Origin of the sequence: Paramicrobacterium humi, assembly GCF_900105715.1 — a bacterium.
In the GTDB taxonomy this organism is placed as follows: Bacteria; Actinomycetota; Actinomycetes; order Actinomycetales; family Microbacteriaceae; genus Paramicrobacterium; species Paramicrobacterium humi.
This window is the reverse complement of record NZ_FNRY01000001.1, coordinates 2,139,351-2,151,610: the sequence shown is the minus strand read 5'-3', so window position 1 is coordinate 2,151,610 and position 12,260 is coordinate 2,139,351. Positions and strand designations below refer to the sequence as shown.

General features: G+C 62.0%; 12 protein-coding genes and 2 pseudogenes. 6 read left to right on the top strand and 8 right to left on the bottom strand.

Annotation, left to right across the window (positions count from 1 at the left end):
* Positions 1 to 155 precede the first annotated feature (155 nt).
* From BLV49_RS10705 to BLV49_RS10690, 4 genes are all read right to left on the bottom strand, one after another.
* The gene (locus tag BLV49_RS10705; protein WP_091183822.1) at positions 156 to 761 is read right to left on the bottom strand and encodes an arsenate reductase/protein-tyrosine-phosphatase family protein; all 606 of its coding nucleotides are present in this window, start codon (positions 759 to 761) and stop codon (positions 156 to 158) included.
* A complete protein-coding gene (locus BLV49_RS10700; protein WP_091187217.1) occupies positions 761 to 2,203 on the bottom strand; it encodes a tyrosine-protein kinase domain-containing protein in 1,443 nt (480 codons plus the stop codon). The genes BLV49_RS10705 and BLV49_RS10700 overlap by 1 nt, the downstream gene beginning before the upstream one ends.
* Before the next feature lie 528 nt (positions 2,204 to 2,731).
* On the bottom strand, positions 2,732 to 3,592 hold the full coding sequence (gene rfbA, locus BLV49_RS10695) for a glucose-1-phosphate thymidylyltransferase RfbA (RefSeq protein ID WP_091183818.1): 861 nt from the start codon (positions 3,590 to 3,592) through the stop codon (positions 2,732 to 2,734).
* 2 nt (positions 3,593 to 3,594) lie between these two features.
* Entirely contained in the window at positions 3,595 to 4,212 is a 618-nt protein-coding gene (locus BLV49_RS10690) for a dTDP-4-dehydrorhamnose 3,5-epimerase family protein (protein ID WP_091183815.1), read from the bottom strand.
* A 67-nt stretch (positions 4,213 to 4,279) separates the two neighbouring features.
* Here BLV49_RS10690 and rfbD point away from each other — a divergent pair, with 67 nt between their 5' ends.
* Both rfbD and rfbB read left to right on the top strand, forming a co-directional pair.
* Positions 4,280 to 5,131 carry a dTDP-4-dehydrorhamnose reductase gene (rfbD, locus tag BLV49_RS10685; protein WP_091183813.1) on the top strand — a complete coding sequence of 284 codons (852 nt, stop codon included), beginning with the start codon at positions 4,280 to 4,282 and terminating at the stop codon, positions 5,129 to 5,131.
* Between the two features lie 31 nt (positions 5,132 to 5,162).
* Positions 5,163 to 6,163, top strand: a pseudogene (gene rfbB / locus BLV49_RS10680) (dTDP-glucose 4,6-dehydratase).
* Positions 6,164 to 6,192: 29 nt separating this feature from the next.
* Here the strand turns inward: rfbB and BLV49_RS10675 are convergent.
* Both BLV49_RS10675 and BLV49_RS17340 read right to left on the bottom strand, forming a co-directional pair.
* The gene (locus tag BLV49_RS10675) at positions 6,193 to 6,804 is read right to left on the bottom strand and encodes a thymidine kinase (RefSeq protein WP_091183809.1); all 612 of its coding nucleotides are present in this window, start codon (positions 6,802 to 6,804) and stop codon (positions 6,193 to 6,195) included.
* 29 nt (positions 6,805 to 6,833) lie between these two features.
* Positions 6,834 to 6,959 carry a hypothetical protein gene (locus tag BLV49_RS17340; RefSeq protein WP_281245329.1) on the bottom strand — a complete coding sequence of 42 codons (126 nt, stop codon included), beginning with the start codon at positions 6,957 to 6,959 and terminating at the stop codon, positions 6,834 to 6,836.
* Positions 6,960 to 7,321: 362 nt separating this feature from the next.
* Between BLV49_RS17340 and BLV49_RS10670 the strand changes: the two genes are divergently transcribed.
* From BLV49_RS10670 to BLV49_RS10655, 4 genes are read left to right on the top strand one after another with little or no spacing between them, the layout of a single operon-like run.
* A complete protein-coding gene (locus BLV49_RS10670) occupies positions 7,322 to 8,221 on the top strand; it encodes a hypothetical protein (RefSeq protein WP_091183806.1) in 900 nt (299 codons plus the stop codon).
* Positions 8,202 to 8,927 carry a class F sortase gene (locus BLV49_RS10665; RefSeq protein WP_143034033.1) on the top strand — a complete coding sequence of 242 codons (726 nt, stop codon included), beginning with the start codon at positions 8,202 to 8,204 and terminating at the stop codon, positions 8,925 to 8,927. The genes BLV49_RS10670 and BLV49_RS10665 overlap by 20 nt, the downstream gene beginning before the upstream one ends.
* Positions 8,927 to 9,889, top strand: coding sequence for an LCP family protein (locus tag BLV49_RS10660; RefSeq protein ID WP_091183798.1), 963 nt, complete (start codon positions 8,927 to 8,929; stop codon positions 9,887 to 9,889). Before BLV49_RS10665 ends, BLV49_RS10660 begins: the two co-directional genes overlap by 1 nt.
* Positions 9,890 to 9,910: 21 nt before the next feature.
* On the top strand, positions 9,911 to 10,414 hold the full coding sequence (locus BLV49_RS10655; RefSeq protein ID WP_091183795.1) for a metallophosphoesterase family protein: 504 nt from the start codon (positions 9,911 to 9,913) through the stop codon (positions 10,412 to 10,414).
* 3 nt (positions 10,415 to 10,417) lie between these two features.
* On the opposite strand, the pseudogene BLV49_RS10650 reads toward BLV49_RS10655, so the two are convergent.
* Positions 10,418 to 11,146, bottom strand: a pseudogene (locus BLV49_RS10650) (SDR family NAD(P)-dependent oxidoreductase).
* Between the two features lie 167 nt (positions 11,147 to 11,313).
* On the bottom strand, positions 11,314 to 12,255 hold the full coding sequence (locus BLV49_RS10645; RefSeq protein ID WP_091183789.1) for a carbohydrate kinase family protein: 942 nt from the start codon (positions 12,253 to 12,255) through the stop codon (positions 11,314 to 11,316).
* Positions 12,256 to 12,260 lie beyond the last annotated feature (5 nt).

The window sequence follows — 12,260 nt, the reverse complement described above, 5'->3', positions numbered from 1 at the left end:
TGGATTCCCGGCAGCATCATCGTTGCCTTTGTCTATCTTGAGAGTAGGAGGTTCGCGCACGCCCACTTTGTGATGCGTCGCCTCCACTCCAGCGGCGATCCGAACAACTCTCGGGCGCACGTGGGTGCACCACGACAAGAGCCGGACCGCTAATGTCACTGGAAGACCACAGCCCCCGAAGCGATGCCCCGAATGAACGATGCGGAGGCTGTGACCGCCGGCATCAACTGTTCAGCCGATTGCACGAAGATGTCATCAGTGCGACCGTATGGGTCCACGACGTCGTCCTCGCTTGGCGCTACAGGCGGGAGCATACCACGTTCGTCCGCCACCAGCCCTATAGCAGCATCAAAACGCTCAGTCAAGTCGTCGTTGGTTTCCAGGATGTCCCGGATATCCTCCTTCGAGAGAAACGAAGTAATTCGGGCAAATTCACGAATGGTGAAAGTCTTGCGGGCGGCGCGCGGCAGCAGTTCGACTACAGCCTTGCGATGTTCCCGTGCCATTGCAAAGACGAGATTCGATCCGCGCACCATTTCGATGTCTAGCGCGCGCGCGCAGTGCGCATCAGCATCTCGCGAACCAAGCCTCTCAGCCAAACGTGCGGCACGCTCGTCCATGGGCGAGCCAGTGAGCCCGATTGTGCCTGCACTGGCGACTTCCAGCCCATGCACGGGTTCTAGCTGCACACGAAGTATCTGCTCAGCCATTGGAGATCGGCAGATATTCCCTGAGCATACTGTCAAGATTTGAACTGACATTATGTCGCGGCCCTCCCAAGTCGGCGCCGCGAGGGAGACTGGCGCTCCTCCTCGTCAAGCAACCTTTCAGGGTCGGTAGTTGTGCCGTAGCTGTACTGGCCATATGCATAGGAATCGGGGCCACGTGTAGGCAACATTGTCACTATTACGCCCACGAGCTTGCTGCCGATACCTTCAAGCGTGCGCACAGCGTTCGCGAGTTCTTGTCGCTTAGTGCGACCAGAAGCGGCAACCATAATTGCACCGCCGGTTAGCTTCGAGACCACCGCAGCGTCTGTAACAAGTAGCAGAGGCGGTGCGTCGATGAGCACGTAATCGAACGTCTCCGTCAGCGTCTTCAATAGCCGAGCCATGGCCGCTGAACCGAGTAGTTCGCTGGGGTTAGGTGGCACCTGCCCACTCGGTAGGACATATAGCTTTCTGCGGCCCCACTTTTGGAGAACGTCGCCAATCTCCGCTCGGCCGATGAGCACGTCAGTTAGGCCGACGGCCCCCTCAATGCCCATGTATTCTGAGATTTTGGGCAATCTGAGGTCTCCGTCGATGAGGACAACCTTGGCACCCGTCTCCGCTAGAGAGATCGCCAGATTCGCAGTGGTAGTGCTCTTCCCTTCACCAGGGATCGAGCTAGTGACCACAAAACTTCGCGGCCCTCCCTCGACGTTCACAAACTGCAGATTGGTCCGTAGGCTGCGGAAAGACTCCGCTCGTGGATTACGCGGATCGGCGTGAACCACAAGAGGGCGCTTCTTCGCGTCGGGATCAAGAGCGATTCCTCCGAGTAGCGGCTTATCGGTCACCTGCTCGATGTCATGCTGGGAATGGATCCTTGTATCCAGAATGCTCCGCAATACTGCGATACCCACGCCGCCCACCAGACCGATCAGCAGTCCAAGGACTATGTTCATCCTGACGTTCGGGCTGACCGGCGCAGCAGGAACGGCTGCCGGTTGGATAGTCGCAATGCGGACAAGGCTCGGCGCATCACCCGCTGGCTTCTCAAGTTTGTTCACGACGACGTCCGCGAAGACCTCGCCGATCTTGTTCGCTATCTTGGCGGCCGTTTTCGGATCAGTGTCAGTTACTGTCACGTTAATGAGCACCGTGTTGATTGGGGTATCTGCAGAAACGTGGCTCGCTAGCTGGCTGGCACTTGTATTTAGACCCAGTTCTTCGATAACGCGATCAAGGACAATCGCCGTGTCAACAACGTCAACATATGACGTCACGGCTTGACGCGCGAAGCTTGTACCCTGCACTAGGTCGACCGTTGTGCCAGCAGCATCTCCGCCTTGCACGGAGACATAGAGTTGCGTCGTGGTCTGATACTTCGATGAAGTCATCATCGAGTAGGCAGCCGCTACGGCCACACCGACAAGCACGCACGCTACTATCAGCATCCAGTTCTTGTGCAGAATCCGAATATAGTCGCGAAGTTCCACCAAGTCCCCTAGATCTAATTGACGGCCGGCGGATCATCTCGTTCCAGGAAGAACCGCGACACTCCATCGTTACATATGGTCTGAGCAACCGTGAAACGCAGCTCTCTAGATTTCGTCCGGAGGAACAACAAAGGGAGCCTTTAGACCGCCAAACCCTGCGGCTTTTCCCGTTTCGGGATGACGACACAATCCCCCTTCTCTGGGGACATACCGAAGTCTGCAGCTGAGCGCGCACGGAAGCAATATCGCGTTCGCCCTACGCTCGAAGTGCACGGTTATTTGCGGAGCCACCGGAGAGAGTCAGAAAATAGGATGCCGATAAATCATGACCCGTGAGCAAGATTGCGACCATGAAATCAGCAAGCACGCAATCTTTAGATCTCGCGCACTTCCGCCTCTTGCGGAACTCAGCCGGCAAGATTTTCGATTCATCAGCACCCAGCGCGGACTCTCCCCTCATGTACTCAAGTTCGAAGTCTGCTCTGGCGATTATTCTCGCAGCGGCCTCTGTTCCATCGGACCGTCAGGTCAGGTCGCTAAATTCCGAAGGTAAGATCCATACCCGCTTTTTGCGAGCGTTGCCGCGTGATTTTGAAGTTTGCTGTCAGTTATCCAGCCTTGTCGCCAGGCGATTTCTTCGATGCAGCCGATCTTATGTCCTTGGCGTTCTTCGATGACGCGGACGTATTCGGAGGCTTGCATCATGGAGGTGAAAGTTCCCGTGTCGAGCCAGGCGGTGCCGCGGTCGAGGGTCTGGACTTGGAGGGTGCCGGCTGTGAGGTAGTGCTCGTTGACAGTGGAGATTTCGAGCTCGCCACGGGCGCTTGGTCGTATTGTCTTTGCGATCTCGACGACGTTGTTGTCGTAGAAATACAGTCCGGGGACGGCGTAGTTGCTCTTCGGGGTCTCGGGTTTTTCTTCGATGCTGACGGCGCGGTTGTTCTCGTCGAATTCGACGACGCCGTACGCGGTCGGGTTCGACACGTGGTAGGCGAACACGAGGGCGCCGTGGATGTTGTTGTGGCCTTGCAGGGCGGTGCCGAGACCGGTGCCGTGGAAGATGTTATCTCCGAGGACGAGAGCGACGGTGTCGTCGCCGATGAAGTCTTCACCGATGATGAACGCTTGCGCGAGCCCGTCGGGTGAGGGCTGGCTCGCGTATTCGAGCCTGATCCCGAGCTCGGAACCATCACCGAGGAGGGCTTGGAACTGGTCGTTGTGTTCGGGGGTGGTGATGATCAGGATCTCTCGGATCCCGGCCATCATCAGGGTGGACAACGGGTAATAGATCATCGGTTTGTCGAAAATCGGCATCAGCTGTTTCGAGATACCCTTCGTGATCGGCCACAACCGGGTCCCCGACCCGCCGGCAAGAATGATCCCCCGCATGACTAGTTCCCTTCCGTTCGTGTGGCGACGCTGGCGTAGTGTGCGCGGGCAGCCTCCCACGTGGGCAGAAGACTCTGCTCCTGTGCGTCGAGGAGGCCGGGGGCGTCGGTGTCTTTGGGTGAGAGCAGAAGCTCGGCTGTTGGGATGGGGAACTCGAGCCCTATCTCGGGGTCCAGCGGGTTGATGCCGTGCTCTCTGCTGGGGAAGTAGGTGTCGGTGACTAGGTAGGACACGGTCGCGTCGTCAGTAAGTGCAACAAAGCAGTGCCCGAGGCCTTCGGAGACGAACACGGCCTTTCGATCTTTCTCGTCCAGGCGGACGCTGTCCCACTGTCCGAATGTGGGCGACCCGACGCGGATGTCGATGATGTAGTCGACCACGATCCCCCGAGTTGCGGTGACGTACTTTGCTTGGCTGGGCGGAATGTCCGCGAAATGGATTCCCCGGACGGTGCCGCGCTTGGAGACGGAGGTATTGGCCTGTTTCAGATCGATCCGGCGCCCGGTTGCTTCTTCGAGTTTGTCGAACCGGTACCACTCGAGGAACACACCACGATCATCCCCGAACTGCTTCGGCGTGATTTCATAGCTATCGGGGATATCAAGTTCGCGGATCTGCACCCGGGAAGTCTAACAACCCGCCCGTCTTACCCCCCTGGCAGACCGCAACCATAAGAGAGGACTGCTCGTGCGCGTATTGATCACGGGAGCGAACGGAATGCTCGGCACCGACCTCACCCACGCTTTCACCGGCCACCAGGTCACCGCCGCGGGCCGCGACAAACTGGATATCACCGACGCGGAGGATGCGCGCCGGGCGGTCGCCGGGATGGACGTGGTGATCAATGCCGCCGCCTACACGAACGTCGATGCTGCCGAAACCGAGGAAGACACCGCGCACCGCATCAACGCTGACGGGGCTGAGAACCTCGCCGCCGCCGCCCGAAACGTCGGGGCCCGGCTGGTGCAGATCTCCACCGACTACGTCTTCGACGGCACCGCCACCACCCCCTACGACGAACACCACCCCCTCGCTCCTGTGTCGGCTTACGGGCGTAGCAAAGCCGACGGTGAACGCCGCGCCCTCACCGCGCATCCGGACGGAACGTATGTCGTGCGCACCGCGTGGCTTTACGGCGAGAACGGCGGCAACTTCCCCGCCACCATGCTCCGCCTCGCCGCCACCCACCCCACCGTTGACGTGGTCACCGACCAGACCGGGCAGCCCACCTTGACGAGAGATCTTGCCCGGCAGATCCGGCTGCTGGTCGAATCCGATGCTCCCGCCGGGATCTACCACGGCACGAACTCCGGAACCGCCACCTGGTACGAGTTCGCGAGGGCCGTCTACACCGAATGCGGACTCGACCCCGACCGCATCCACCCCACCGACAGCACCGCCTTCATCCGCCCGGCACCCCGACCCGCCTACTCCGTCCTCGGACACAACGCCTGGAGCCGAGCCGGGCTGCCCGAGATGCGCAACTGGCGCGACGCGCTGCACGACGCCGTGACAACCGGAGCCATCAGCATTCCCTGACAACAGGGACGACGCCGCATCCTATGCTGGGATGGTGTCTAAGCTTCTTGTGACCGGCGGTGCCGGGTTCATTGGGTCCAACTTTGTCCACTACGTCCTCGAGAACACCACCCACGACGTCACCGTCCTGGACAAACTCACCTACGCCGGCAACCTCGCCTCCCTGCAGGGACTCCCCGAGGACCGGTACACCTTCATCCACGGCGACATCGCCGACCCGGGCCTCGTCGACCCCCTCGTCGCCGACCATGACGCCATCGTGCACTACGCTGCCGAGAGCCACAACGACAACTCCCTCGATGACCCGCGCCCGTTCCTGGACACGAACATCATCGGCACCTACACGCTCCTAGAAGCCGCCCGCCGGCACAGCACCCGGTTCCACCACATCTCCACCGACGAGGTCTACGGCGACCTTCAGCTCGACGACCCGAACCGGTTCACCGAGAACACCCCTACAACCCCTCTAGCCCCTATTCCTCTACCAAGGCCGGCAGCGACCTCCTGGTCCGCGCCTGGGTGCGCTCCTTCGGAGTGCAAGCCACGATCAGCAACTGCTCCAACAACTACGGCCCCTACCAGCACGTCGAGAAATTCATCCCCCGACAAATCACCAACGTCCTCCAAGGCCACCGCCCCAAGCTCTACGGCAAGGGCGAAAACGTTCGCGACTGGATCCACGCCAACGACCACTCCTCCGCCGTGCTCACCATCCTCGACAAAGGCCGCATCGGCGAAACCTACCTCATCGGCGCCGACGGCGAGAAAAACAACAAAGACGTCGTCGAACTCATCCTCAGCCTCCTCGGACAACCCCGCGAGGCCTACGACCACGTCATCGACCGGCCCGGCCACGACCTCCGCTACGCCATCGACTCCACCAAACTCCGCACCGAACTCGGCTGGCGTCCATCCTTCACCAACTTCGAAGACGGCCTCAAAGACACCATCACCTGGTACCAGAACAACGAAAACTGGTGGAAACCGCAGAAAGACGCCACCGAAGCCCGCTACAAACAACAAGGGCAATAGGTAGCTAGAAGGCGTGCATTGTGGCCGAGTTAAGCCGTACCGAGCTTCCCGCCCGACTCCTGTAGGTAACACACTCCGCACAGCGACTCGTATTCGACGTCCACACCGTCGATCGCGACCTGACTGCCGTCGAAAATGAACTGGTCACCCACCCGACGCCCATTAAAGAGGGCCTTCCGCCCGCAACGGCAGATCGTCTTTAGTTCTTCGAGCGTGTGCGCGACTTCAAGCAGCCGGCGACTGCCAGGGAACGCCTGCGTCTGGAAGTCGGTACGGATGCCATAGGCCAGCACGGGAATGCCCTCGAGCAGTGCAATCCGCAGCATCCCGTCAACCTGGTCCCGCGTGAGGAACTGCGCTTCGTCAACAAGCAGACAGCTAATGTCCTGCTGATACTTCTTCGCGGCTTCCGCGCGCTTTTTCTGGAACTGCGCGTAAGTATCGTCGTCTGGCTCGATGGTGTAGTCCACCTCGCGGGTGACGCCGAGCCGGCTCTCGATGTTTCGATCACCTTTGGTGTCAGTCGCAGGTTTGGCCAGGAGAACACGCTGCCCGCGCTCTTCGTAGTTGTACGCCGCCTGAAGGAGAGAAGTGCTCTTGCCGGAGTTCATCGCGCCGTAGCGGAAGTACAGTTTTGCCACGGAACCAGCTTACGTGGCGAGTGCGGCCGTCAGAGTGCCAGGAAGACGAGCGAGACGGCCGCTGCCGCGACGACCCCGAGCAGCAGATACTGCCAAATTTTGGGTCCGTGAGAGTTGCGACGCTTCATCGGCTTGGGTTCAGTGGTACGCAACACGAGAACTAAGCTTACTGTGAAGCCGCTGAGCAGAGCGCCATTTTCTGGCCCCCTTTGGGGGGGCACACGGCGATTTGCGTCGCAATCAAATCGAACGCATAGCTTCAGACAAAGTTGCCGCGAGCCGCTCGCTCGCCCGCGGAGCGCGCCCCCAAAAGGAGGGGTGCGCCAATATGACGACTCCTCGTTTACTCCGAGAGAGCCGCGGCAGCATGCGGCTGACGCCCGAAGGGCCAAGAGGACGCCATCCGCTCGCGCTTCTCAAGTGCGAGCCCGAGCGGCCCCAACCACCACTAGCGTTAGCACGTTCAGGAAGTGTTGATCTCCTGCTCAAAGTGACCAATTCTCAGAAAGGCATTCACGTGCGCAAACTCTTCGTAGGGGGTGGTCTGACGGCCGTCGCCGCCGGCGCTCTCATCCTTGGCGCGGCGATTCCTGCTCAGGCGGCGCAGCCCGGGCAGATGACCGTCTCCACGACCAGGGTCGCTTCGGGCGGCAGCATCACCGTCAGCGGGACCGGCTGTGTCGCCAACGGCAAGCCCGTCTCCGTCGACGTGGGCGTTTCCGGCGGGCAGTGGGGCGATCACCTCGACACCGTCACACCGAAGGCCGACGGAACGTGGAGCACCACCGCCAGCTTGAGCGCGTACCAGGACGGTGCGCTCGCGATCGTCGCAACCTGCGACCTGTACACGAGCAGCTTCCGCTATGACGCGAAGAGCATCTTCCTCGGCGACTCTTCAAAGTGGTACGACACGAACTCTGCATTCTCCAAGACGCAGCTCGACTCATTCTTCGCCAAGGCCAAAAGCGATGCAGGGCTCAAGCTCAGCACCTCGACGGTGACCCCCGGTGAGTCTCTGACCGTGAGTGTGCCGGACGACGCGGGCTACTTCAGCGGTGAGTCGGTTGAGGTGTGGGCTCACTCCACACCTGTTCTGCTTGGCACGCTGACCGCGGCAGCCGACGGTTCCGTCTCGGGTACCGTCGCGATCCCGTCGACGCTCCCGGCAGGGAGCCACACCGTTTACCTCATCGGCGTGATGAGCGGCACGAGCACGTCGGTCCCGCTCGCCGTGAGCACGAGCGCGTCGGACATCAGCGGCAGCGTGCCCGGGGCCGCTACCGACCTCGTCGCACAGACGACGCCGAGCAACGGCTTCGCGATCGCCGGTATCGCTGCGGGTGTCGCGGGCCTCGGCCTCCTCGCAGCCGCGGGCGTGCAGTTTGCCCGTCGCCGCCGTGAGCAGCAGAACCACTAAAGGGCTCGTCGCCGGGGGCACCGCGCTCGTCCTCGTCTCGGCAGTTCTCTTCGGCCTCGCCGCTCTCACGCAGAGCGGCGAGGCCGAAGCCGCACCGTCCGTGATGCCGACGACGACTCCGACGGTGCCCACGACGGAGCCGACCCCGTTCCAGTTGGCGGCCTCTGCTCCCACGCGACTGACGATTCCCTCAATCGGCGTGGACGCGCCGGTGAGTTTGTACACCGTTGCCCAGGCCGAGGCCGGCAGTGACGGCGTAACGGGGCGGAGCTGTATCGACGACGGTGTCATCACCTGTATCGATCCACCAGATGGAACCTCCGTTTCGTGGCAGAAGGCTGCCGTAGGCGGCATCGCGTTTGGCGCAGAGCCCGGAACCGAGACTGACGGCACGGTCTATCTCTTCGGTCACAGCTCGAGCGTGCCGGGAACCGTCTTCAATTCCCTGTACAAACTGAAGTCCGGCGACTCGGCGCTCGTCACGACATCCGCCGGCGTGCTCACCTACGACGTCGAGCGAATCGTGAAACCTGAGAAGGGCGACTACACGTCAACGCCCGAGGCGATCGACCAGGTTCCGGGCCGACTGCTTCTCATCAGCTGCTATCACGGGCCGGGAGCCAAGACCGTGAACGGCGGCTACTCTACCCAGAACGTCGTCGCCGTATTGCAGTTGCGAGGCGGAACGCCGAACACCGGACAGTGATGACCCCCGCACACGCGGCGAAGCCTGGCCGACATCGCAAGATATTTGTCGCGGCGGGTGCCGCACTTCTTGCGTTGTTGCTCGCCATATGCGTCACCATTCCGGTCGACTATCTTGTGCTCAATGCCCGCATCGACCGTTCAGACTTCCCACTCTCGTCCGGCCCCGGCGAGACCTGGGTCATCATCGGATCCGACTCCCGAGATGATCTTCCTGATGGCCGCAATGTCTATGGCACCACGGCGGACACCCCTGGACAGCGCGCAGATGTCATCCTCGTCGTCCATAAAGCGGAGGGCAAAACCAGTGTTCTCTCGCTCCCCCGTGATCTCGTCGCCTACAACACGGAAACGCAGGGGCTCGAGCGGCTCGCCCTGAGCTGGCGAAATGGACCGGATGAATTCGTAAGCAGCCTCTGCGACTCACTCGGCGTGAACGTGTCGCATCTGATCATCGTGACGATGGCCGGCTTCGCATCGATCGTCGACGCCGTCGGCGGCGTCGAGGTGAACATCGAGCACCCCCTCAAGGACGCCAAGGCCGGGCTCGATCTCCCCCACGCTGGTCCGCACGTTCTCGACGGAAAAACTGCCCTCGCACTTGTTCGATCCCGCCACCCGATCCAGGAGATCGATGGGGACTGGAGAGAGTCGTCCGTAAATGCCGGCTCGACTGCGCGAACCGAGTGGGCGGGAAGAGTGTTCGCCGCGACGATGAGCACGGCGAAATCGCAGCTCATCGATCCGCTCGCAACCCAGAACTTGGCGCTGGCCGTTACGAACCACATCACGACGGACCGTGACACGTCACTGGCGGACCTTCTCCGGGCCTGGCCGGACTCCACGAGTGTCATCGATGTTCCCGCTCAGCCTTCCCCGGGCGTGCTCCCGCTGCAGATCAACCAGGAGACACTGGACACGCTCGCTGCCGCCGGTTTCAAGCCGGGGCAATGCCACACTTGACATGGCGTGTTGAATAACTGCATGGCCACTTCTCTCGTGCTCATCTCCGACACCCACCTCCCGAAGCGCGCGAAAGCGCTCGCGCCGCAGGTTTGGGACGCGATCGAGGCGGCCGACGTCGTCATCCACGCGGGCGACTGGGTGGACGAGGCGACGCTTGACGAGTTCGAAGCGCGTTCGAAGCGCCTCATCGCGGTGTACGGCAACAACGACGGCGACAACCTCCATGTCCGTCTCCCCGAGATCGCGCGAGCGGAGCTCGACGGCCTCCGCTTCGCCGTGATCCACGAGACGGGCGCCGCGCAGGGCCGGGAGAGCCGCATGGACGCCGCGTTCCCGGACACAGACGTGCTCGTGTTCGGGCACAGTCACATTCCGTGGGACACGACGACGCCCGGCGGCATCCGTCTGCTCAATCCAGGCTCGCCGACGGATCGGCGCCGTCAGCCCGTGTGCACGTTCATGACCGCCGTCATCGACGACGGGCAGCTGCGGGACGTGACGCTCGTGCCGGTGGACCGCTGAGCCCTACGGCAGGATGGCGTCGACGTAGCCGCCGTCGACGTGGACTGCTCCCCCGGTGGTCGCGGATGCGAACGGCGAGCTGAGGTAGACGAACATGTTTGCGGTCTCTTCCGGCTCGATGAGCCGCTGCAGAAGGGACTGCGGCCGGTGCAAGCGCATGAACTCGCGCTGGGCCTCGTCTCACGGAAGATTCGGATCGACAAGTTCGTAGACGAAGTCCTCGACGTCGCCGGTGTGTGCGGGGCCGGCGATCACGGAGTTGACAGTGACGCCAGTGCCGGCGGCTTCTTTCGCGTGCCCGCGGGAAAGTGCGAGGACCGCGGTCTTCGATACGCCGTAGTGGATCATGTCCTGCGGGATGACCACGGCGGAGTCGCTCGTGACGTTGAGCACTCGTTCCCCACTGCGCTTCATCATGTCAGGAAGTACGAGGCGGGTGAGGCGCGCGGCAGAGAGCACGTTAGCGTCGAAGTAGCATCGCCACTCAACATCCTTCATCTCGAGGGCAGGAGTCGCGTCGAAGATGCCGAGGTTGTTGACAAGGATGTCGACGGCACCGAGGTCGTCGATGATCGCCTGTGCAGCATCGGCGTCGGTCACGTCACCTGGTTCTGCGAGAAGGTCGGCGTTCGGGCGGTCGGCGCAAAGCTTCCTGATCGCTGATGCCACCGATTGTTCCGCGCGGCCGTTGACGACAACGCGCGCCCCCGCTTCGGTGAGCTCGCGCGCGATGGCAAAGCCGTGCGTTGAACCAGTGACGAGTGCGGGTGCGGCCTTCGAGCGTGATGGACATGGCGTTCCACACTAGATCCGCGCCGGGATGTCATCGCGCCCGGTGCAGGTTACGCCGGCTCATGGATGCTCAGCCACTCCGCCGGGCACACGGGTCATAGCAAGACTCAATCGGTAGCGTCCAACTCGGCCAGCGTCGGTGGATCAGCACCGGGTCGCGACACAGTGACCGCCGCTGCTTTTGCCGCTCGACTCAGGAGCGTACTGAGTCGGCGCTTCTCTAGCGTTTGGAGTGCCGAACGCGCATTGGACCCGAAAACGCCTTCAGTGAGTAATCCGTCGATCAGCGCACCCATGAACGTGTCGCCGGCACCCACGGTGTCCACCACCTCGACGGGAACACCCGGCACGTCGATCTCCAGCTCGTTCGTCACGGCGAGCGCTCCTCGGCCGCCGCGCGTTACTACGACAAGCAGCGGACCCGAGCGGACCCATTGCCTCGCGACGTCCGCGATCGGCTCGCCCGGGTGCAGCCACTCAAGGTCCTCGTCGCTCGCTTTGACCACGTCAGCTCGCTCGATGAGACCCAGCATGCGCGCGCGAACATCGCCTTCATTCTTCATAAGCCGCGGACGAACGTTCGGGTCATAGCTCACCAGCCCGCGGCCCCTATGACGATCCACGAAGTCCGACACCGCCGACGCCCCCGGCTCGAGCACAGCGGCGATGGATCCGACGTGCAGCACGTCGGCATCTGATTCAGAGTCGGCGTCTACATCCCACGCGATCGAGAAGCTGTATGTTGCCGACCCATCGGCGCCTACGTGCGCTACCGCGGTCGACGTGAACTCGGACGGCGCACCATGCACGCGCACACGCGAGGTATCGAGCCAGGCGCGAAGGGCATTCCCAGGCGCGTCCCGACCGAACGACGTCAGAAGACGCGGGTGACGTTCCAAACGCCCGAGCGTCAGCGCGACGTTTGCCGGGCTCCCACCCGGCTTCTCATCGACCGATCCGTCGGCGCGATGCACGATGTCGACCAGGGCCTCGCCGACAATGAGGACATCGGGGCTGGAGAGATCATCAAGTTCAGAAACAGCGTCCATGTCCT